Raw genomic sequence first — 21,429 nt, 5'->3', positions numbered from 1 at the left:
TCGTCCACCGGGGCGCTCGCGGCCGGTGTTTGATGCGGTGGTGATGAACCGCCAGCTTTCCGGAGTCCGCAAGAAGTCGCTGCTGGAGATGCTCGGCCCCGTGCCGGACGTCGACCCCGACCGCTACGGCGACGGCGGTCCGGTGGCCGTGCTGGAGAACCGCGTGGCGCGGCTGCTGGGCACCGAGGCCGCGTTGTTCGTGCCGACGGGGACGATGGCGCAGCAGATCGCGCTGAGGTGCTGGGCCGACCGCACGCACAACCCGATCGTGGCGATGCACCCGCGGGCGCACCCGCTGCACCACGAGGACGACGCGCTGACCGTGCTGTCCGGCCTGCGTCCGGTCAAGGTGCGCGACGACGAGGTGGGCACCTGCCCGGAGCCGTTCGGGACGCTGCTGGTGGAGGTGCCGGACCGGGAGGCGGGGTTCGTCCTGCCGACGTGGGACGAGCTCACGGCCGTGGTCGACCTGGCGCGTGAGCGGGACGCGGTCGTGCACCTCGACGGCGCGCGGCTGTGGGAGAGCACGGTGGGCCTGGGCAAACCGCTGGCCGAGATCGCCGGGCTGTTCGACTCGGTGTACGTCTCGTTCTACAAGTCGCTGGAGGGCATCTCCGGCGCGGCGCTCGCCGGCAGCGAGGACTTCGTCGAGCAGGCCCGGGTCTGGCGGCACCGGTACGGCGGCATGCTGTTCCAGCAGTGGCCCGCGGCGCTGTCCGCGCTGCACGGCCTGGACACCGTGCTGCCCCGGCTGGGCACCTACGTCGAGCACGCCAAGGTGGTCGCCGCCGCGATGGACCTGCCGGAGCCGCACACCCACCAGTTCGCGCTGCACCTGCCCGGCGACCCGGCGCGGCTGACCGAGCTGAGCGGGGAGTTCCTCGGCTCGTTCTGGCAGGACGGCCCGCTGGCCAAGACCGAGGTCACGGTCGCGGAGCCCGCGCTGGGGTGGACCGCGGACGAGGTGAGCGCCGCCTGGGCGGAGCTGCGCGCCGCGCTGGGCTGAGCGCCGGTCCTCGGCGAGGTGCGGGGCTCGTCCGCCCACGGGGAGCTGCCCGGACCGGCACCTGTTCCGCGGGCTCGCCGGCGATCTCCCGGGACCTGCTCCCCACAGCGGCGGACCTCGGCGGCCCGGTGATCACCGCACCGAGAACGCGACGTCGCTCACCTGGCTGTTGGACCGGCGGGTGCGAGGTGCGACGATGCCGGGGCTGTGAGGGGAGCGCGAGGAAGCCGGTGCGAATCCGGCGCCGTCCCGCGACTGTGACCGGTCGGGCTGTGTTGGAGCAGCCGGCCAGGGAGTCAGGAACTCGTCCCCCTCTTATTCGACCGGCCACGGGCGTGGACACCCGAGGAAGGACTTCACCGAGCATGTTCCCCTTTTCGGCTGTCGTCGGACACGACGACCTCCGGCTGGCCCTTCTGCTGAACGCCGTGCACCCCGGCATCGGCGGCGTTCTCGTCCGCGGGGAGAAGGGGACCGCGAAGTCGACGATCGTGCGCGCCCTCGCCGCGCTGCTCCCCGAGCTGGACGTCTCGCGGGACTGCCGGTTCGGCTGCGTGCCCGGCACGACCGACTGCCCCGACGCGCCGCACGAGGGTGTGCAGCGGCGTCCGGCCAAGCTCGTCGAGCTGCCCGTCGGCGCCACCGAGGACCGGCTGGTCGGGTCCCTCGACCTGGAGAAGGCGCTGACCGAGGGCGTCCGGGCGTTCCAGCCGGGACTGCTCGCCGCGGCGCACCGCGGCGTGCTCTACGTCGACGAGGTCAACCTGCTGCACGACCACCTCGTCGACCTGCTGCTCGACGCCGCCGCGATGGGCCGCGCGCACGTCGAGCGCGAGGGCGTCTCGATCTCGCACGCCGCCCAGTTCCTGCTGGTCGGCACCATGAACCCGGAGGAGGGCGAGCTGCGGCCGCAGCTCCTCGACCGGTTCGGGCTGACCGTGTCGGTGAAGGCGGCGCGGGACGTGGGCGTGCGCACCGAGGTGATCCGCCGCCGGCTCGCCTACGAGGCCGCCCCGGCGACGTTCGCCGGTCGGTGGGCCGACGAGGACGCGCGGCTCAAGCAGCAGATCACCAACGCGCGCGCGAACCTGTCCCGGGTGTCCCTCCCGGACTCCGAGTTGCGCCGCATCGCCGCTGTCTGCGCGGCTTTCGAGGTCGACGGCATGCGCGCGGACCTCGTCGTGGCCCGTACCGCGACCGCGCACGCGGCGTGGCGCGGCGCCGAGAGCGTCGAGGAGTCCGACGTCGAGGTCGCGGTCCGGCTCGCGCTGCCGCACCGGCGCCGCCGCGACCCGTTCGACGAGCCGGGCATCGAGGAGCAGCAGCTCGAGGACGCGATGCGCCAGGCGGCCGAGCACGCGCAGGAACCGGACGGACCGGACGACGGTCCGGATGACGACGGACCGGACGGCGGTCCGGACGACGGTCCGGGCGGCGGCGACCTGCCCGAACCGCAGGAAGGCCCGGCCGGCAACGGGAACGCGCCCCAGGACCGGCCCGCTCCCGAGCCCGCGCCCGCGTTCAAGGCGCGGCTGATGGAGGTCCCCGGCGTCGGGGAGGGCGCGCCCGGCAAGCGGTCCAGGGCCCGTGCCCGCACCGGCCGGGTCGTGCGGTCGTCCACCGTGGACGGAACCGGTCTGCACCTGGTCGACACCCTGACGACCGCGGCGCCGCACCAGGCCGCGCGGGGCCGCACCGGGCCGGGGCTCGTGCTGACCGGAACGGACCTCCGCAGGGCGGTCCGGGAGGGCAAGGAGTCGAACCTCGTCCTGTTCGTCGTCGACGCCTCCGGCTCGATGGCGGCGCGCCAGCGCATGTCGGCGGTCAGCGGCGCGGTGATCTCGCTGCTGCGCGACGCCTACCAGCGCAGGGACAAGGTCGGCGTGGTGACGTTCCGCGGCAGCCAGGCCGAGGTCGCGCTGCCACCGACGACGTCCGTCGACGCGGCGGCGGCCCGGCTCAGGAAGATGCGCACCGGAGGCAGGACGCCGCTCGCGGACGGCCTGCTGAAAGCCCACCGCGTGCTGGAGGTCGAGCACCTGCGCGATCCGCGCAAGCGCCCGCTCGTCGTGCTGCTGACCGACGGCCGTGCCACCTCGTCCGGTCTCGGCGGCGACCCGGCCGCGGACGCGATCAAGGCGGCGGGCCTGCTCGCGCAGACCGCCGTCGTGGTCGTGGACTGCGAGCAGGGCCACGTCCGGCTCGGCCTCGCGCAGAAGGTCGCCGACGCGCTGCGGGGCGCGTGCGTCCGCCTGGAAGAGCTGTCCGCCGACCACCTCGCCGGCGTCGTCCGGGCCGCGTAAGGAGATCACCGTGCCTCAAGGACAACCCACCGCGGTGCCGAAGGACGGCCTGACCACCCGGCAGCGCCGCAACCGGCCGCTGCTGATGCTGCACACCGGTGAGATGAAGGGGAAGTCGACGGCGGCGTTCGGCATGGCGCTGCGCGGCTGGAACCAGGGCTGGGACATCGGCGTGTTCCAGTTCGTGAAGTCCGCCAAGTGGAAGGTGGGCGAGGAGACCGCGTTCAAGGCGCTCGGCCGCCTGCACGACCAGACCGGCGAGGGCGGCGCCGTCGAGTGGCACAAGATGGGCGAGGGCTGGTCCTGGTCGCGCAAGCAGGGCACCGAGTCCGACCACGCCGCCGCCGCGCTCGAGGGCTGGCAGGAGATCGCGCGGCGGCTGCGGTCCGAACGCCACGGCTTCTACGTGCTCGACGAGTTCACCTACCCCCTGCACTGGGGCTGGATCGACGTCGACGAGGTGGTGGAGGCGCTGGTCACCAGGCCGGGGCACCAGCACGTCGTGATCACCGGCCGGTACGCGCCGCAGAAGCTGGTCGACGCCGCGGACCTCGTGGTGGAGATGACCAAGGTCAAGCACCCGATGGACGCCGGGCAGAAGGGCCAGCGGGGGATCGAGTGGTGAACCGGCTGGTCGTCGCGGCGCCGGCGTCGGGCAGCGGCAAGACCACGGTCGCGACAGGACTGATGGCCGCGCTGCGCCGGGCGGGGTCACGGGTCGCGCCGTTCAAGGTGGGACCCGACTACATCGACCCCGGCTACCACTCGCTCGCCACCGGCCGGCCCGGCCGCAACCTCGACCCCGTCATGGTGGGCGAGCACCGGGTCCCCGGCCTCTTCGCGCACGGCGCCAGGGGCTGCGACATCGCCGTGGTCGAGGGCGTGATGGGCCTGTTCGACGGCCGGGTCGACACCGCGGGCGTCGGCTCGACCGCGCACGTCGCCAAGCTGCTCAACGCGCCGGTGCTGTTCGTCGTGGACGCGCGCGGGCAGAGCCGGTCGCTCGCCGCGCTGCTGCACGGGTTCCGCGGCTACGACCCGACGGTCCGGCTCGGCGGCGTGATCCTCAACCAGGTCGGGTCGCAGCGCCACGAGCAGGTCCTGCGCTCCGCCTGCGACGAGGTCGGCCTCGACGTCCTCGGCGTGCTGCCGCGCGATCCGCAGTTCTCGCTGCCCTCGCGGCACCTGGGGCTCGTGACGGCGGTGGAGCACGGGCAGGAGGCCGTCGCCGCCGTGGACGCCATCGCCGCCGCCGTGGCGCGGCACGTCGACCTCGACGCGGTGCGCAGGCTCGCTTCCGTGCCCGCGATGGCGGTCGCCGCGTGGGAGCCGCAGGTCGAGCCGGTCAGCGGCGAACCGCTGGTCGCGGTGGCGGGGGGAGCGGCGTTCACGTTCGGCTACGCCGAGCACGTCGAGGTGCTCCTGGCGGCGGGCGCGGCCGTGGCCGTCGTCGACCCGCTCCACGACGAGGAGCTCCCAGAAGGCACCGCCGGCCTGGTGCTGCCGGGCGGGTTCCCCGAGCAGCACGCGGAAGCGCTGTCGGCCAACGCGGGGCTGCGCGCCGCCGTGGCCCGGTTCGCCCGGTCGGGCGCGCCCGTCCACGCGGAGTGCGGCGGGCTGCTGTACCTCGCGCGCTCGCTCGACGGGCACCCGATGTGCGGGGTGCTCGACGCCGAGGGGTTCATGACGCCGAAGCTGACCTTGGGCTACCGCGACGCGGTCGCGTCGGCGAGCTCGTCGCTGCACCCGGCGGGCAGCCGCGTGACCGGCCACGAGTTCCACCGGACCCGGCTGTCCACACCGCACTCGGCCCCGCCGGCCTGGCACTGGCGCGGGGTCGACTCGCGACCGGTCGCCGAGGGCTTCGTGGCGGGCGGCGTGCACGCGTCCTACCTGCACACGCACCCGGCCGGTGATCCCGAGGCGGTGGCCCGTTTCGTGCGGGCCTGCCACCCGTTCGTGGCCGGAGCGGCAAGCGGTACGGTCTTCGCTTAAGCCTCTCGCCGAAACCCCTGTGGAGCTGTCGTGACGACGACCGGTCGGGTCTCCTTCGTCGGCGCCGGTCCCGGTGCCGCCGACCTCATCACCCTCCGCGGCGCCCGCCGCATCGCGGAAGCCGACGTGGTGGTCTGGGCTCCCAGCGCGGTGGACGTCGAGTGCGTTCGCGAGCACGCCCGCCCCGACGCCGAGCTGGTCGACTTCTCGCGCGTGAGCGCCGAGGAGATCGCGGACCTGTACCGCCGTGCCGCCGCCTCGCGGCAGGTGGTCGTGCGCCTGCACGCGGGCGACGCCGCGACCGGCGGTGGTGTGCAGGAGCAGCACGACCTGTGCGTGCGCCTGGGCCTCGAGGTCGAGGTGGTGCCCGGTGTGTCGGTCGTGGCCGCCGCCGCGGCCAGGATCGGCCGGGAGATCACGGCGACCGAGGCGTCGTCCGCCGTGCTGATCTCGCCGGAGAGCAGCGAGCTCGTCCGCGAGTACGCCGCGTTGCAGACCACGATGGCCGCCACGGTCTCCGGTGCGCGCACCGGGCAGTTCGTCGAGAAGCTGCTGGAGGGCGGCTACCCGGCCGAGACCCCGGTCGTCGTGGCGTACAAGGTGAGCCAGGCCGACGAACTGGTCGTGCACACCACGGTCGGCGAGCTGGAGTCGGTGGTGAAGCAGCACAAGCTGTACCGCCCGACCCTGTTTCTGGTCGGCACCGCGGTGAAGCCGCCCACGCGCCGCGTCTCGACCTCGGCCACCACGTCGGTCGACGAACCGATCCGCGCCGCCCGTCCCACCCGCTGGTCGCGCCGTGCCGCCTCGCGCATCGCGACGCGGGCCGACGAGCCGATCCCCGCGCCCGCCCCGGTCGTCCCGGCATCCGCCCCGGCTCCCGCGCCCGCGGGCGAGCCGAACCCGGCGTGGACCGCGGTCGAGGAAATACAGCAGTCGGTGCGCAAGCCGGCCGAGGAGTCCGCGCCCAAGCCGAAGCTGACCGTCGTCGCCGCGGAGAAGGCGAAGCCGCCGACGGTGCGCGCCTCCACCTCGGCCAAGAAGAAGCCCGCCGCCCGTAAGCCCAAGCGCACCGCCGGCAACTGATGGCACTCGAGGAGCTGCGCGCGGCGGCGGGCCGTCCCGTCGAGGTCGTCGACGCCGCGGACGGCCTGCGTCCCGCGCTGAACGCGTGCCGCGCCGGCTCCGCCGTGATCGTCGAGCTGGCCGAGGGCATCGGTCCCGCCGAGATCGGCGCGGGTCTCGCCGGCTGGCGCCGCACGCTCGTGGTGTCGGACGGCGGCGAGCTGACCACTGTGGACCCGCGTGACGCGGTGACCCGCCGCTGGACGTCGCCGGACGCGGTGTTGTCCCTGGCGGACACCGAGTTCCTCCGGTCGGCCGACGGCTGGGCGCTGCCGGACGACGCCTTCGCGAGCCGTTCGCACGTGCTCGGCGCCGAGGTCCGCGCGTTCGTGCTGGCCCGGCTCGCCCCGCGTCCCGGCGTGCTGGTGTGGGACGTGCTGGCCGGGTCCGGCGCGGTGGGGGTGGAGTGCGCGCGGCTGGGCGCCGCGGTGCTCGCCGTGGAGCCCGACCCCGTGCAGTGCGTGCGGATCATCGCGAACGCGTCCGCCCACGGCGTCGACGTCCGCGTCGAGGAGGCCGAGCTGGACACGGCGGCCTTGCCGCGGCCCGACGCGGTGTTCGTCGGCCGCGGTGAGCTGCGCGAGGTCAAGGCGTGCGCGGCGGTGTCCGCCCGGCGCGTCGTGGTCGCGACGGAACGGGTCGACGAGATCGTGCCCGCCCGTGATGCGTTGCAGGCCGCGGGGTACGAGGTGGAGGGCGTGCACTGGACCGCCTCGCGCCTGCTCGACTCGGGTTTCGCCCCGGCGGTGCCCGTGACGGTGTTGTGGGGAACCAAGAAGTGATCGGAGTCTTCGCCGGCCCCGGTCGGCGCGGTGACGCGGCCGACCTCGCGGGCCTGCTGGGTGCGGACGCGGTCGTGCCGGACGGCTTGGTCAAACCGGCCCTGCACCAGCTGTGGCCGCGGCTCGGCGCGGTGGTGCTGTTCCTGGACGCGGGCTCCGCGGTCCGGCTGATCGCGCCCCTGTTGCGGGACAGGCGGACCGACCCCGCCGTGGTGTGCGTGGACGAGCACTTCGCGGTGGCGCTGGCCGGTGCCGCGGACGCGCTCGCCCGCCAGGTCGCGGACCTGCTGAACCGCACGGCCGTGGTGACCAGCGGCCCGTCGATCGACTCGGTGCTCGACGAGCTGGTGGAGCAGCTCGACGCCACCGCGGACGGCGACGTCGAGGCCTGCGTCGCGGCCATCGACGCGGGCGAGAAGGTGGTGCTGCGCAACCCGTTGAGCTTCCCGCTGCCCGCACTGCCGCCGAACGTCGTGGCGGAGGGCGAGGACGCGACGTGGGTGATCGTCGTCGACGACCGCGCCGCCGCGACGAAGGGCAACGTGCTGCGGATCGTGCCGCGCACCCTCGTCGTCGGCGTGGGCTCCACGCGGGGTGCCTCGGCCACGAGCGTCGGTGCCGCACTGTCCGAACTGGACTCCCAGGGCGGCCTGGACCTGCGCGCCATCAAGGCGTTCGCGACCGCGGACGCCAAGGCCGACGAGCCCGGCATCGTCGACGCCGTGGAGGACTGGGGTTTCTGGCACGGCGACACCGCCGAGCTGCTGACGTACCCGACCGAGGAGCTCGCGGAGATCGGCGTGCCGAACCCGAGCTCGGTGGTGCGCAACTCGATGGGCACCGCGAGCGTCGCGGAGGCGGCGGCGTTGCGGGGCGCGCGGAGCATCGGGCACGGCGGCCAGGTCGAGCTGGCGGCCGAGAAGTTCAAGCGGGACAACGTGACCGTGGCCGCCGCGCGGGTGCTGCCGCGGGGACGGCTCGCGCTGGTCGGGCTCGGCCCTGGCGGGGCGGAGGAGCGCACGCCGCGCGCGGAAGCGGAGATCAGGCGAGCGGCGTTCGTGGTCGGCGCACCCGAGGCGATCGACGCCGTCGGGCCGTTGCTGCGGTCGGGCACCGAGATCCGCCACGAGGGCGCGTGCGAGCTGGCGGCACGCGGCGCGGCGGTCGCGTTCGTCGCTTTCGGAGCAGGGCCGACGCTGGACGGTCCGGTCGACGCCGACGTGGTCGTGGTGCCCGGAGTGGAGAATCGCTGAGTCGGGAATCGCTGGCGTTCTTCGCGTGTGAGTCAACTGTGAAGCCGGAGTTGCCCGACTAGTGGCGGTTGTGCCGTTGATTCTCCGCCCGTGACGCTGTGTGGGCTGCTGCTCGACTCCCTGCACACAGCACCATCGGGAAGGACTGCAACATGGCGAAAACCCTGCATCGCCTGATCGTGTCCGTTGTGGTGTCCGCTCTCGCGAGCATCTTCTTCGTCGCCCCGGCCGCCAACGCCGACGACGTCTCACCGATGATCGTCGGTGGCACGCGCGCCAGCACGTCGACGTACCCGTGGGTCGTCTACCTGGCGTCGACGTCCGGCTCGCAGTTCTGCGGTGGAACGCTGGTGAAGGCCAACAAGGTCGTCACCGCCGCCCACTGCGTGTCCGGCCGTTCCGCCTCCAGCACCCGCGTGGTGCACGGGCGTGACGACAAGCAGAGCACCGCGGGCACCGTCGCGAGCGTGACCCGCATCTGGGTGCACCCGAGCTACCGCACCGCGACCTCCGGCTACGACGTGGCCGTGCTGACGCTGGACCGCAACATCAGCTCCGCCACCCTGCCGCTCGCCACCCCGTCCGACACGGCCCTGTACGCGGCGGGCAACTCCGCGCTGATCCTCGGCTGGGGCACCACGTCCTCCGGTGGTTCCGCCTCGCGGTACCTGCTCAAGGCCAACGTGCCGCTGACCTCGGACGCGACCTGCCGGACCGCGTACTCGCAGTACAGCAGCACCGCGATGGTGTGCGCGGGCTTCCCGCAGGGCGGCGTCGACACCTGCCAGGGCGACTCCGGTGGCCCGCTGGTCTACGGCGGCAAGCTGATCGGTGACACGTCGTGGGGCCGCGGTTGCGCCAGTGCCGGCTACCCCGGCGTGTACGGCCGGATCGCCACGTACTACTCGGAGATCACCGCTCAGCTCTGAGCGGTCGCGGTTCTGTTGCAGGGTGCGCGCTTCAGCGTGCACCCTGCCTGCATGGCTGATCTCGAAGCGATGCCCGAGGACTGGTCGAGCGCACTGGTCGTCGTCGCTCACCCCGACGACATGGAGTACGGCGGTGCGGGCGCTATCGCGCGGTGGACCGCTCAAGGCAAGAAGGTCGCATACCTGCTCGCGTCCCGCGGCGAGGCCGGGATCGACTCGATGGACCCCGCGACCGCGGCGCCGCTGCGGGTGGAGGAGCAGATCGCGTCCTGCGCGGCGGTGGGAGTGACGGAGGTCGAGTTCCTCGACCACCCGGACGGCATCATCGAGTACGGCGTTCCGCTGCGGCGCGACATCGCGGCCGCCATCCGCCGGCACCGGCCGGAGTGCGTGATCACCGGCAACTACCGCGAGACGTGGCCCACCGGTGGCCTGAACATGGCGGACCACATCGCCGTCGGGCGGGCGACCGTGGACGCGGTCCGGGACGCGGGGAACCGGTGGATCTTCCAGGACCAGGGACTTGAGCCGTGGAACGGCGTCAAGTACGTGGCGGCGGCGTCCTCACCGTTGGCGACGCACGCCGTGGACATCACCGATTCGTTCGATGCATCGGTGGCCTCGCTGCGCGCGCACAAGCTCTATCTGGAGGCGCTGAGCGGCGACATGGCCGAACCGGAGCCGTTCCTCCGTTCGATGGCGGAGGCGGTCGGAACGCGGTTCGGCGGGGTGCTGGCGACCTCCTTCGAGCTCCTGGCGCTGTGACCATGTTCCCTTCGGCTGGACACGGCGGATCCGGTGTGGATGCTTCTACGCATGCCCTTTGAACAGCACTACCTGGCCGGCCTCGACCTGCGGGGCCGGCGCGTCCTCGTGGTCGGCGGAGGCACGGTCGCGCAGCGCCGCCTGCCCCGCCTGATCGCGTCCGGCGCCGTCGTCGATCTCGTGTCGCCGTCCGTGACCCCCGCCGTGCAGGGCATGGTCGACGCGGGAGAGCTGACGTGGCACCGGCGCCGTTACGAGGCCGGTGACGTCGAGGGCGCGTGGTACGTGCTGGCCTGCACGTCGGACATCGAGGTCAACGCACAGATCGGCGAAGAGGCGCTGTCTCAGCGTGTGTTCTGCGTGCGCGCGGACATCGCGGTCGAGGGCACGGCCGTGACACCGGCCACCGGCACGCACGACGGGATGCTGCTCGGCGTGCTGGCGGGCGGTGAGCACCGCCGTTCGGCCTCGGTGCGCGACGGCCTCGTGGCGGCGCTGCGCGACGGCCGCATCGCCGACCAGGCCACGCCGCCGGTCGGTGTCGCGCTGGTCGGCGGCGGTCCCGGCGACCCCGAGCTGATCACCGTGCAGGGCAAGCGCTTGCTGGCCCACGCCGACGTGGTCGTGGCCGACCGCCTGGCACCGCGCGAACTGCTGGAAGAACTGCCCGCGCACGTCGAGGTCGTGGACGCGGCGAAGATCCCGTACGGCCGTGCGGCCACACAGGAGTTCATCAACCAGACGCTGGTCGACCGCGCCAAGGAGGGGAAGTTCGTCGTCCGCCTGAAGGGCGGCGACCCGTACGTCTTCGGGCGCGGCTTCGAGGAGCTGCTGGCGTGTGCGGAGGCAGGCATCCCGGTGACCGTCGTGCCAGGCGTGACGTCGGCGTTCGGTGTGCCGGCCCTGGCCGGTGTGCCGGTGACGCACCGAGGCGTGGCGCACGAGGTGGTAGTCGTCTCCGGCCACGTCGCCCCGGACGACCCGCGCTCTCTCGTCGACTGGCCCGCAATCGCACGCCTGCAAGGCACCGTCGTGCTGATGATGGCAGTCGAACGCGCCGGTGCGTTCGCCACGGCGTTGATGCAGGGCCGTCCCGGCTCCACCCCCGTCGCCGTGGTCCAGGAAGGCAGCACGGCGTCCCAGCGCGTGCTGAGGTCCACTTTGGACTCGCTGGCCGCCGACATGGAGGCGCAGCAGATCCGCCCGCCGGCGATCATCGTGGTCGGGCCGGTGGCCGGCATCGCGCCCGCGGAGTGAGCGCGTAGTCGCTTGAGGGGCAGTTCGGCCGGTACCACGTCCGTGGGCGGCGCCTGCCGGGTGATGTGCGGGCTGCCTGCGTCTGGGTAGCGGCTGCCACGTCGGCCGGGCCGCTTCGGGCGGGCGCCACGTCCGTGAACAACACCCGCCACACGATGCACGGGCCACCGGCCCCACACACGGCAAAGGCCGCCTCCCCGCAGCGGGGAGGCGGCCTTCACGGTGTACGGATCAGTGCTGCGGTGCCCGGCGCGGACGCCCGGTGCGTTCGGTGCGGCCGAAGGTGCGACCACCCTCGGAACGCTCCGCACGACGCGGACCACCGCGGAACTCGCCGCCCTCGGAGCGACGGCCGGAGCCGCCGCGGCCGGCGGTGGCCGGTGCGCCGAAGCGACGGCCGGTGCCGCCACTGCGGCGGGCGGGCTTCTCGCGTTCCACGATCGGCTCGCCGCTCGGGGTGCGGGCTCCGGTGATGCGGATCAGGTCGTCGTCACCGGGGCGCACCTTCGTGCTCTCCGGGTGGATGCCGGCGCGGGCGGCCATGCCCTGGACGGCGCGGCGCTGGTCGTGCGTGACCAGCGTGACGACCGTGCCGGACTGGCCCGCGCGAGCCGTGCGGCCCGCTCGGTGCAGGTAGTCCTTCGGGTCCGCCGGCGGATCGACGTGGACGACCAGTGAGACGTCGTCGACGTGGATGCCGCGCGCGGCGACGTCCGTGGCGATCAGGACCGGCATGGTGCCCTCGCGGAACTCGCCGAGCACACGCGTGCGCGCGCTCTGCGCCTTGCCGCCGTGCAACGCGCCGGCGTTGACGCCGACCGAGCGCAGCTTCTTGGCCAGGCGGTCGACGTGGTGCTTGGTGCGCACGAACATGATCGTGCGGCCCTCGCGCGCGGCCACCTCGGTCACCACGTTCTGCTTGTCCTCAGCGGACACGAACAGCAGGTGGTGCTCCATCGTCGTGACGCTCGCCGTGGCCGGGGCCACCGAGTGCGTCACCGGGTTGTGCAGGTACTGGCGGACCAGCTTGTCCACGTCGCCGTCGAGCGTCGCGGAGAACAGCAGGCGCTGGCCGTCCTGCGGGGTCAGGTCGAGGATCGCGCGGACCTGGGGCATGAAGCCCATGTCCGCCATCTGGTCGGCCTCGTCCAGCGCGGTGATCTCGACCTCGGAGAGGTCGCAGGTCCCCTGGCGGACGTGGTCGGACAGACGACCCGGCGTGGCGATCAGCAGGTCGACGCCGCGCCGCAGGTGGTCGATCTGGCGGGGGAACGACGTGCCGCCGACGACCACGCGGCACCACAGGCCCAGCGCGCGGGCGTGCGGCGTGAGAGCCGTCTCCACCTGCATCGCGAGCTCGCGGGTGGGCACGAGGATCAGTCCGCGCGGCTTGTGCGGCACCGAGCGGCCGCCCGCGAGGCGGGTCAGCATCGCGAGGCCGAACGCCAGCGTCTTGCCGGAGCCCGTCTGGCCCCGGCCGAGGATGTCCCGGCCCGACATCGCGTCGGGCAGGGTGGCCGCCTGGATGGGGAACGGCTCGGTGATTTCGTTGGCGACGAGCGACTTGATCAGCGCGTCGGCCAAGCCGAGTTCGGCGAACGAGGGCAGCGGGCCTTCCGGCAGCGTGCTCTCGAAGTGCTCGGCGACGATCGGTTCCTCGACCCGCTGCTGCGGACGCGAGGAGTTGCCCTGGCGGCCCGAGCGGCGCCGCGGCCTGCGGCTGAAAGAGCGCTCGGAACGACCTTCGGACATAGTCGGCAAAACAAACCTCCGAGACATGGCACGTCTCAAGGCTGCCCCGCGCTTACCGCGGTGCCAGTTCACAAGGACGAGCCCGGCGTGGTGGTCACGCCTGAATGAGTGGGTGGACGCACCGGTCAACGGCGGTCAAGCCTTCATCGGTGCATTAACAGTCTAGCTGATCTATGCCAATCCGGTGCGCGCGCGGCCGTGTCGTTGGACACGGCCGCGCGCGTCCGCGCCTCAGGACGTGCCCGCCACGTCCAGCAGCGTCTCCACCAGCGCGGACGGGTCGCCGATCTCCGGCGGGAGGCCGCGCGCGGCGAACCACCCGCAGATGTTGCGGACGTCCCGGTCGAGGAACTCGGCCCCGCGCGGGTTCGCGACGAGGTCGACCACCTGCGGCAGGTCGATCATGACCAGCCTGCCGTCGTGGACCATCAGGTTGAACGCGGACAGGTCGCCGTGGGTGAGGCCCGCCTCCGCGAGCGTCGTCAACGTGCCGACGAGCTGGCGCCACAGGTCGAGCAGCTCGTCCTCGCCGGGACGGACCTGCGCGAGCCTCGGGGCGGCGTTGCCCTCGTCGTCACCGATGAACTCCAGCAGCAGCTCGGTGCCGCTGCGCTGCACGGGGTACGGCACGGGTGCGCCGATCCGCCACAGCCTGGCGAGCGCGGCGAACTCCGCGACCGCCCACTGCTCCGCGATCAGGTTGCGCCCGAACGCGGTGCGGTTCTGGACGGCCCGCGTCTCGCGGGACTTCTTCAGCCGGCGACCCTCCAGGTACCCCGCGTCGCGGTGGAACATCCGGTGGTCGTTGCTGCGGTAGCGCTTGGCCGCGAGCAGGCACGCCTTCTCGCCGATCGCGCGTTCCAGCAGGAAGACGTCCGCCTCCTTGCCGGTCTTCACGATCCCCAGCTCGCGGTCGACCGCGGCCAGTTCGGTGACGAGCCAGCTCGGGTGCGGTGCGGGACCCTGCTCGGCGTCGCCCCAGGTGGACCAGCGGTCGCCGTCCTCGGGGGTGTCCGCGGTGCTGAGCTGGTCCTCGCGCAGGCGGGCGATCCGCAGCTTTTCTTCTTCTGTCATGCGGCCGCGGCGGGTGGGCCCCGCATCGCTGTTCTTGCCGCGCTTTCCCTTGCGACGCATCAGATCGGCGTCGTCGTCGAAAGAGGATTCGTAACGCTCGTAAAGGTCGTGCTCGCGCACGGTGGGGTCTCCCGGGAAGTGGAGGTGACCGCCCCACAGGCGCTCTGCGATCAAACGGTGCTGATCAGGCGCGAGGGGCGGAGGGACGGGTCGCGGTGCCACGTCCGTCGACAGGCTCTGACACAACGCACCTCCTCGTTCCTCAACGCCGCGCTTCGGCTGCGGTGGAGCTTGCCCGGCCGCCCCTGAAGCGCGCAACCGAATTAACCGGTGATCAGGTCCGCGGTCTTCTCGCCGGTCGGCACGAGCCGAATCCCGGCCTTCTCCGCGAGCCTGACCAGGCCTTTCAGGTCGCTCGGCTCGGTGGCGGCGGTGGCGATGGCCCGCGCGAGCAGCCCCTTGTGGGCCTTGTTGAAGTGGCTGACGACCCTGCCCTCGCTCGTGACCACCCGGACGACGACGGCGTGCGGGATCTTCGCGAGGCTCGAGTAGGCGCCCGAACGCAGGTCGACGACGAACTCGTCGAGGTTCGCGAGCAGCGGCTCCAGGACCGGCTTCCACACCGTGCGCAGGCTGCCGTGGGACGGCAGGGTGGTGCCGCCGGACAGCCGGTACGCGGGCACCGGATCGCCGCCGCGCACCGCTCCGAACAGCGCCGACGCGATGGCGAGCCGCCGACGGGCGCGGTCTTTTCCGGCCTTCTTGAGCGACGGGAAGTCCAGGTTGTCGTAGAGGACGCCGGTGTAGCGCAGGAGGGCGGGCGTCGTCGCCGACGTGCGCAGGGCGGCGTTGCGGTGCACCTCGTCGGCCTGGCGTTCGGAGATCCCGAGCGCCTCGATGCTCGCCGGGACGTCCTTCGCGAGGTCGACCAGCGCGGACACCAGCTTGTCGCGCACGGGGGTGAGCTCGGGGAACGACAGCGCGCCGAGGTCGAGCGGCGGGCCCTCGCCGCCGATCGCCTTGGTCTCCGACGGGGGAAGCAGCACCAGCACGGTTGGCAAGAGTAGGGCAACTCCGGAAAACCGCTGGACCGGCGTGGTGCTCTGGTGTGCGTGGACGCATTGGACCGCTTGTACGACTCGCTCGACGCACGGCTGCGCCCGGAGGACGTGGCCGTCCTGGTGCTGGAGGCGCAGCCGGAGCTGACGCGGCGTGAGCGCGCGGTGGTCGACGCCGTGGCGTCGCACGCGCACCGCTGGCTCGGCTTCTCCGGGATGAACGCCGACTACGCCCGCCCGGTCGGGGCCGCGCGCCAGGTCGAGGCGGCCCGCGTGGTGTTCGGGGTGGACGGTGCCGTCGTCGACCCCGACGACCCGATCTCCGTGCTGGAGTTCGCGGCGCTGGCCGGCGCGGAGATCGACTGGGACCCGGAGCACACCGACTTCCTCGCCGACCGGCTCAACCGGACGGCGCGGGCCGCCGCGGGCATCGAGCTGTCGAAGCGCCAGTACAACCGGCGCTTCCGCGTGCTGCGCCGGCTTTCCGCGAAGGCGGGCCGCCTGGAACGCATGCAGGTGATGCGCCGCATGACGCTGCTCGCGTCGGCCGGGTTCGCCGGTGCGATCGACAGCGACCGGTTCCGCGCGGACGTCGACGCGGCGTGCTTCGTCGCCTACTACACCGCGCGGCGCAAGCTGCGCCGCGAGTTCTCGCTCGCGGGCCGCGAGAACCCGTTCGACCAGGTGGCGGACGTCCTGTTCGCGCGCTGCAAGGCCCACCGCGGCACCGACTGGGAGATGATCGCGCTGGCCTGCCCGACGTGGGACGTCCTGCGCCGGCTGCGGCCCGACCAGCTCGGCGAGCTGCTCGGCAGGTGGTCCGCGGCGACCAGGTCGGTGGCCGCGCTCCTGGCCGAGCTGTGGCGTTCGTCCGAGATCGACCGGGCGACCATGGTCGTGCGAGGCGGTGTCGACTCGTCGACGTGGAACGCGTTGGCGGGCGCCTACAACGCCGCGCGCAGCGGCTGGATCACCTCGCTGCACGCGGCGGGGCTGACCTCGCTGATCGCGGAGGCGTGGCCGGGCAAGGTCATGCGCGTGATGGCCGCCGACCTCGCCGCGTGGCACCGGGAGGTGGGCGGTGGCCTGCACCCGGACACCGCGGTGTGGTCACGTCTGCCGTTGCCCTGGGAGGTGCTCGACGGCACGGCGACCTGCACGCGTGCCGACGTGGAGGCGGCGTGCCGTGAGGAGCGCGTCGATCCGGAACGTTCCGGGTGGACGGCACCGCGGACGCACCGCGCGATCGCGCGCTTCCGGCCGACCCCGGAGCTCGTGCACGGCGTCACGGTGTCGGATCCGGTGTGGGCCATGGTGTTGCGCCGCGCACGGGTGTTCAGCGGCAAGCCGCTGTCGACCCGGGTATTCGGTGGACAGGACGCGAGCGGCTGAGTGATGCTGGTACCGCGTGCGGTTGTAGCTCAGTGGTAGAGCGCCCGGCTCTGGGACCGGGTGGACGCCGGTTCGAGCCCGGTCGGCCGGACGCGTGGACCACGTAGCTCAGTGGTGGAGCACCCGGCTCTCATCCGGGAGGACGCCGGTTCGAGCCCGGTCGTGGTTCTCAGGGAGCCTGCAACGTCAGGTACGCGAGGCCGAGCGTGCCGCGCCATCCGCGCAAGCGGTAGGTGCGGTGCGCGTCGGCCCTCGCCCTGATCTCCGCGGCGTGCTCGGCGTCCGGGTGCTCGCGCAGCCAGCGCTCCCGCGCGAGGGCGTGCCCGTTCTCGAACACGTCCCACTCGTCGAGGCTCGCCTGTTCCACCGCGAGCAGCCGGTACCCGTGCGTGTGCGCCAGGTCGACCAGGTCCGCCAGGGAGCTGTACTGGTTGCGCGGGATCGGCATCGCGGCCAGCTCGTCCGCGGTCGGCTCGCGTTCCCAGAAACCCTCGCCCAGCAACAACTTCCCACCCGGTCGCAGCAGCCCCCGCACGGCCGTGAGCGCGTTCGCCGTGTACTGCAACGGATCTCCGCCCCACACCTGGCTGGCGCCGTTCACCACGACGACGTCGACCGGCCCGCCGAGCTGCCACTGGGCCACGTCGCCCACCTCGAGGCTGACGCGCGCTGCGAGCCCCCTGGCTTCGGCGTTGGCCCGGCCGTGCGCGATGGCCTCGGCGTCGAGGTCGACACCCGTGCCGGTGGCGGACGGCGCGGCCTCGAGGACGCGCAGCAGGAACTCCGCCCAGCCGCACCCGGCGTCGAACACGTGCCCGCCGTCGAGCGGCAGCAGCGAGCGGATCAGGCGGGCGGCCCGTTCCTCCGACAGCGGTCCGTGGAAGGTGAGGTCCTGGTGCAGCGGCGTGATCTCCGGTGTCGTCATCACACGCAGGATGGCTTTCCGGCCCGCCGGGGGCAAGGCGATATTCGGTTGGTGGTGGCACCACCTCCCCGTAGCTTCGGTCGCGTGGAACTCGTGTGGCGCGCTCTCACGACGGCGGACATCCCCGAGGTGGCCGCGCTGCACACCGCGGCCGAGGCGGCGGACGACACCGGCGACCTGCTGTCCGAAGAGGACTTCGCCGCGTCGTTCGCCAAGACCGACCTGCCCGGCGGGTCGGCCGCCGTCGTCGCGTCCGGCGTTCTCGCGGCCTACGGCCTGGTCGTGCTCCGCGGGGCACCCGTCGGCACGCACCGCGTCCGCCTCGACGGGGCGGTGCACCCGCGGTTCCGCAGGCAGGGCATCGGCCGTGAACTGCTGACGCGCCTCGTGGCGATGGCGCGAGAGCTGCACCTCGCCCGCCACCCGGCGATGCCACTCGACGTGTGCACCATGGTCGAAAGCCGTTCGGCGGGCCACATCGCGCTGGTCGAGGAGCTCGGCTTCACCGCCGACCGGCGCTCCTTCGAACTGGAGGTGGCACTGGGCGAGTCACTCGCCCAGGTCCCGGTGCCGTCCGCCTACGAGGTCGTGCCGTTCTCCGCGGCTCGCGACGACGAGGTCCGCGAGGTGAGCAACGCGGCGTTCCGGGGGCACTGGGGCTCGGTCGAACGCACTCCGGCGGAATGGGCCGCGTCGTTCACCGACAGCAAGCGGTTCGTGCCGGAGACCTCCTTCCTGGCACTCGCCGGCGGGGCCGTGGCCGGCTTCGTGCTGGCGCGGCACTACCCGGTCGTGCTGGAGAGGACCGGCGTGCGCGAGCTGTGGATCGGGGACGTCGGCACGCTCGCGGAGCACCGCGGGCGCGGGGTGGCTTCGGCCCTGCTGAGCCACGCGCTGGCTCAGGCGAGGGCGCAGGGCTACCAGCGTGCCGGGCTGTCGGTGGACTCGGCCAACCCGACCGGTGCGCTCGGGGTGTACGAGCGGGCGGGGTTCGAGGTGGTGCGGACGTGGGTGGACTACGGGTTGCCGGTCGCGCCGGGGTAGTGCGGGCCGGTGATCGGTCGGTGGTGCTTCGGTGGTGATCGGTCGGTGGTGGTCGGTCGGTGGTGATCGGCGGATGTCGGTGGGTTGCTGTCGGCGGCTCGGGTAGTTGGCTCGGGTGGTCGGCTCGGCTCCCGTGTGCGGGGATCGGGCCGTTGGACTGGCACGCCGCCGAACCGACGGGTCGGTCGGATCGACGGGTCGGTTGGACTGGCGTGTCCGTCGAACTGGAACGTCTGCTGGACCGGCACGCCCGTCGAACCGGCGGCCCCGTCGAACCGACGGTCCCGCTGGACCGGCACGCCTGCCGAACCCGGCGGTCCCGTCGAACCGACGGTCCCGCTGGACCGGCACGCCTGCCGAACCCGGCGACCTCGCTGGACCGGCACGCCCGCCGAACCCGGCGACCTCGTAGCCCACCCGGCCACCTCGAACCCGGTGCGCCCGCCGGCACGAGCGCACCGGTTCGCAGCCGACCGGCCCGATCAGGCGGCCTAGAGCTCCTCGCCGGCCTGACCGACGCAGAACTCGTTGCCGTCCGGATCGGCGAGCACCGACCACACCAGGCCGGGAACGCTGTGCACGGCCACCTCGCGCGCGCCGAGCGCCACCAGGCGGGCCACCTCCGCCTTGCGGTCCGGCACGTGCGAGTCGAAGTGGATCCGGTTCTTGCCCGCTGTCGGGTCCGGCACCTGCTGGATGCCCAGGGCCGGGCCGGTTCCCGCGTGCGGGGCGAGGACGATGAACTCGCCCCAGTCGTTCTGGATCGTCGTGTCCAGAGCGGCCGTCCAGAACTCCGCGAGCTTGCGCGCGTCGCCGGTGTCGATGGTGATCATGTCAATCGTCAGGGACATGGCGGGGACGCTACTCAGGAGGTCTGACAAGTCCGGTCCGCGCAGTTCAGGGACCGTGCGACCCGCCGCCGCGCACTGGCGGGCGGCGCAACCAGTAGGCTGCTCCGACAGCCCGTGAACGAGGAGTACCCACCGTGATCACCAGGATGTCGTCGCTGTTCCTGCGCACTCTTCGCGAGGACCCGGCCGACGCCGAAGTGCCCAGCCACAAGCTGCTGGTGCGCGCCGGCTACGTCCGCCGCGTCGCGCCGGGCGGGTACTCCTGGTTGCCGCTCGGGCTCAAGGTCCTGCGCAACATCGAGGCCGTCGTCCGCGAGGAGATGGACGCGTTCGGCGCGCAGGAGATCCAGTTCCCCGCCCTGCTGCCCAAGGAGCCCTACGAGGCGACCAACCGGTGGGAGGAGTACGGGCCCAACATCTTCCGGCTCAAGGACCGCAAGGGCGCCGACTACCTGCTCGGGCCCACGCACGAGGAGCTCTTCACGCTCACGGTGAAGGGCGAGTACAGCTCCTACAAGGACTACCCCGTCACGCTGTACCAGATCCAGACCAAGTACCGCGACGAGGCGCGTCCCCGTGCGGGCATCCTGCGCGGGCGCGAGTTCCTGATGAAGGACTCGTACTCGTTCGACCTCACCGACGAGGGCCTGAGCAAGTCCTACCAGGACCACCGCGACGCCTACATCCGCATCTTCGACCGGCTCGGCCTCGAGTACGTGATCGTGTCGGCGACGTCCGGCGCGATGGGCGGGTCCGCGTCCGAGGAGTTCCTCGCCGTCGCCGAGACGGGCGAGGACACCTTCGTGCGCAGCACCGAGTCGGGTTACGCGGCGAACGTCGAGGCCGTCACGACGCCGGTGCCCGCCGCGCAGCCGATCGACGACAAGCCCGCGGCACAGGTGCACCACACGCCGAACACGCCGACCATCGAGACGCTGGTCGACTTCCTCAACGCCACCACGGACCGCAAGTTCACCGCGGCGGACACGTTGAAGAACGTCCTGGTCAAGCTCCGGCAGCCCGGCAAGGACTGGGAGCTGCTCGCCGTGGCCGTCCCCGGCGACCGGGAGGTCGACTTCAAGCGCCTCGAGGCCGCCATGGAGCCCGCCGAGGTCGCGATGCTCGACGAGGCCGACTTCGCCAAGAACCCGTTCCTGGTCAAGGGGTACATCGGTCCGGGCGCGATCCAGGCGAACGGCGTCCGCTTCCTCGCCGACCCCCGCGTCGTCACGGGCACCGCGTGGGTCACCGGCGCGGACAAGGCCGACCACCACGTCGTCGACCTGGTCGTGGGCCGCGACTTCACGCCGGACGGCGTCATCGACGTCGCCGAGGTCCGCGAGGGCGACCCGTCGCCCGACGGCAAGGGCGTGCTGGTCGCCGCGCGCGGCATCGAGATCGGCCACATCTTCCAGCTCGGCCGCAAGTACGCGGACGCGTTCTCGCTCGACGCCCTCGGCCCGGACTCGAAGCCCGTCCGCATCACGATGGGCTCGTACGGCATCGGCGTCTCGCGGCTCGTCGCGGCCATCGCCGAGCAGTCGCACGACGACCGCGGTCTGATTTGGCCCCGCAACGTCGCCCCCGCCGACGTCCACGTCGTCGTCGCCGGCAAGGACGAGACGCTGCTGGGCGCCGGTGAGGACTTCGCGAAGCAGCTCAGCGAGAAGGGCCTCAAGGTCCTGCTGGACGACCGCAAGGCGAGCCCCGGCGTGAAGTTCGCGGACGCCGAGCTCGTCGGCATCCCGACGATCCTGGTGATCGGCCGCGGCCTGAAGGACGGCACGGTCGAGGTCAAGGACCGCAGGTCCGGCGACCGCGTCGAGGTGCCGGTCGCGGAGGCCGTCGACCACCTCGTGCAGGTCGTCCGCGGCTGACGGAGCAGCAGAAGGCCCGGGCACCGCGGTGCCCGGGCCTT

At 72.7% G+C, this 21,429-nt stretch carries 18 protein-coding genes, 2 tRNA genes and 1 riboswitch; of the genes, 15 read left to right on the top strand and 5 right to left on the bottom strand.

Annotated features, from left to right (window positions below):
* The first annotated feature begins 43 nt into the window (after positions 1 to 43).
* From BMW88_RS38640 to cobA, 10 genes are all read left to right on the top strand, one after another.
* A complete protein-coding gene (locus BMW88_RS38640) occupies positions 44 to 1,006 on the top strand; it encodes a threonine aldolase family protein (RefSeq protein WP_089961589.1) in 963 nt (320 codons plus the stop codon).
* A 220-nt stretch (positions 1,007 to 1,226) separates the two neighbouring features.
* Positions 1,227 to 1,312: riboswitch (cobalamin riboswitch) on the top strand.
* 59 nt (positions 1,313 to 1,371) lie between these two features.
* The gene (locus BMW88_RS38635) at positions 1,372 to 3,309 is read left to right on the top strand and encodes a putative cobaltochelatase (protein WP_089961474.1); all 1,938 of its coding nucleotides are present in this window, start codon (positions 1,372 to 1,374) and stop codon (positions 3,307 to 3,309) included.
* A gap of 10 nt (positions 3,310 to 3,319) precedes the next feature.
* The gene (cobO, locus tag BMW88_RS38630; protein WP_089961471.1) at positions 3,320 to 3,934 is read left to right on the top strand and encodes a cob(I)yrinic acid a,c-diamide adenosyltransferase; all 615 of its coding nucleotides are present in this window, start codon (positions 3,320 to 3,322) and stop codon (positions 3,932 to 3,934) included.
* Complete coding sequence (locus tag BMW88_RS38625) at positions 3,931 to 5,304, top strand: cobyrinic acid a,c-diamide synthase CobB (RefSeq protein WP_089961586.1); 1,374 nt, start codon at positions 3,931 to 3,933, stop codon at positions 5,302 to 5,304. Before cobO ends, BMW88_RS38625 begins: the two co-directional genes overlap by 4 nt.
* A 30-nt stretch (positions 5,305 to 5,334) precedes the next feature.
* Positions 5,335 to 6,390, top strand: coding sequence for a cobalt-precorrin-4/precorrin-4 C(11)-methyltransferase (locus BMW88_RS38620; protein ID WP_089961468.1), 1,056 nt, complete (start codon positions 5,335 to 5,337; stop codon positions 6,388 to 6,390).
* Positions 6,390 to 7,211 carry a hypothetical protein gene (locus tag BMW88_RS38615; RefSeq protein ID WP_089961465.1) on the top strand — a complete coding sequence of 274 codons (822 nt, stop codon included), beginning with the start codon at positions 6,390 to 6,392 and terminating at the stop codon, positions 7,209 to 7,211. Before BMW88_RS38620 ends, BMW88_RS38615 begins: the two co-directional genes overlap by 1 nt.
* On the top strand, positions 7,208 to 8,464 hold the full coding sequence (locus BMW88_RS38610; RefSeq protein WP_089961462.1) for a cobalamin biosynthesis protein: 1,257 nt from the start codon (positions 7,208 to 7,210) through the stop codon (positions 8,462 to 8,464). The genes BMW88_RS38615 and BMW88_RS38610 overlap by 4 nt, the downstream gene beginning before the upstream one ends.
* A 152-nt stretch (positions 8,465 to 8,616) precedes the next feature.
* Positions 8,617 to 9,393, top strand: a complete 777-nt coding sequence (locus BMW88_RS38605) for a S1 family peptidase (RefSeq protein ID WP_089961459.1) — start codon at positions 8,617 to 8,619, stop codon at positions 9,391 to 9,393.
* A 51-nt stretch (positions 9,394 to 9,444) separates the two neighbouring features.
* Complete coding sequence (locus tag BMW88_RS38600; RefSeq protein ID WP_089961457.1) at positions 9,445 to 10,158, top strand: PIG-L deacetylase family protein; 714 nt, start codon at positions 9,445 to 9,447, stop codon at positions 10,156 to 10,158.
* A 51-nt stretch (positions 10,159 to 10,209) separates the two neighbouring features.
* Positions 10,210 to 11,415: a uroporphyrinogen-III C-methyltransferase gene (gene cobA, locus BMW88_RS38595; protein ID WP_089961454.1), complete on the top strand. Its 1,206-nt coding sequence runs from the start codon at positions 10,210 to 10,212 to the stop codon at positions 11,413 to 11,415.
* A 231-nt stretch (positions 11,416 to 11,646) separates the two neighbouring features.
* On the opposite strand, the gene BMW88_RS38590 is transcribed toward cobA, so the two are convergent.
* From BMW88_RS38590 to yaaA, 3 genes are all read right to left on the bottom strand, one after another.
* On the bottom strand, positions 11,647 to 13,167 hold the full coding sequence (locus tag BMW88_RS38590; RefSeq protein WP_089961451.1) for a DEAD/DEAH box helicase: 1,521 nt from the start codon (positions 13,165 to 13,167) through the stop codon (positions 11,647 to 11,649).
* 231 nt (positions 13,168 to 13,398) lie between these two features.
* Positions 13,399 to 14,361, bottom strand: coding sequence for a serine protein kinase RIO (locus BMW88_RS38585; protein WP_425434732.1), 963 nt, complete (start codon positions 14,359 to 14,361; stop codon positions 13,399 to 13,401).
* Between the two features lie 203 nt (positions 14,362 to 14,564).
* Positions 14,565 to 15,293, bottom strand: coding sequence for a peroxide stress protein YaaA (gene yaaA / locus BMW88_RS38575; protein ID WP_089961446.1), 729 nt, complete (start codon positions 15,291 to 15,293; stop codon positions 14,565 to 14,567).
* A gap of 60 nt (positions 15,294 to 15,353) precedes the next feature.
* Here yaaA and BMW88_RS38570 point away from each other — a divergent pair, with 60 nt between their 5' ends.
* The 3 genes from BMW88_RS38570 to BMW88_RS38560 all read left to right on the top strand — a co-directional run bounded on the left by BMW88_RS38570 (position 15,354) and on the right by BMW88_RS38560 (position 16,860).
* Positions 15,354 to 16,691, top strand: coding sequence for a hypothetical protein (locus tag BMW88_RS38570; protein WP_218148386.1), 1,338 nt, complete (start codon positions 15,354 to 15,356; stop codon positions 16,689 to 16,691).
* An 18-nt stretch (positions 16,692 to 16,709) separates the two neighbouring features.
* Positions 16,710 to 16,782 (top strand) — tRNA-Gln (locus BMW88_RS38565).
* A 6-nt stretch (positions 16,783 to 16,788) separates the two neighbouring features.
* Positions 16,789 to 16,860: transfer RNA gene (locus tag BMW88_RS38560), tRNA-Glu, on the top strand.
* Here BMW88_RS38560 and BMW88_RS38555 read toward each other — a convergent pair.
* Complete coding sequence (locus BMW88_RS38555; RefSeq protein WP_089961440.1) at positions 16,861 to 17,616, bottom strand: SAM-dependent methyltransferase; 756 nt, start codon at positions 17,614 to 17,616, stop codon at positions 16,861 to 16,863. It lies immediately after the preceding tRNA gene.
* Positions 17,617 to 17,700: 84 nt separating this feature from the next.
* On the opposite strand from BMW88_RS38555, the gene BMW88_RS38550 reads away from it, so the two are divergent.
* Positions 17,701 to 18,660 (top strand): GNAT family N-acetyltransferase, encoded by a 960-nt coding sequence (locus tag BMW88_RS38550; RefSeq protein WP_089961437.1) that lies wholly within the window; start codon positions 17,701 to 17,703, stop codon positions 18,658 to 18,660.
* 491 nt (positions 18,661 to 19,151) lie between these two features.
* On the opposite strand, the gene BMW88_RS38545 is transcribed toward BMW88_RS38550, so the two are convergent.
* A complete protein-coding gene (locus BMW88_RS38545; protein ID WP_089961433.1) occupies positions 19,152 to 19,511 on the bottom strand; it encodes a VOC family protein in 360 nt (119 codons plus the stop codon).
* Positions 19,512 to 19,645: 134 nt separating this feature from the next.
* Between BMW88_RS38545 and BMW88_RS38540 the strand changes: the two genes are divergently transcribed.
* The gene (locus tag BMW88_RS38540) at positions 19,646 to 21,388 is read left to right on the top strand and encodes a proline--tRNA ligase (RefSeq protein WP_089961429.1); all 1,743 of its coding nucleotides are present in this window, start codon (positions 19,646 to 19,648) and stop codon (positions 21,386 to 21,388) included.
* Positions 21,389 to 21,429: the final 41 nt, after the last annotated feature.

This window comes from Lentzea xinjiangensis (genome assembly GCF_900110955.1).
GTDB classification, from domain to species: Bacteria; Actinomycetota; Actinomycetes; order Mycobacteriales; family Pseudonocardiaceae; genus Lentzea; species Lentzea xinjiangensis.
This window is presented reverse-complemented; position numbering and strand designations above follow the sequence as displayed.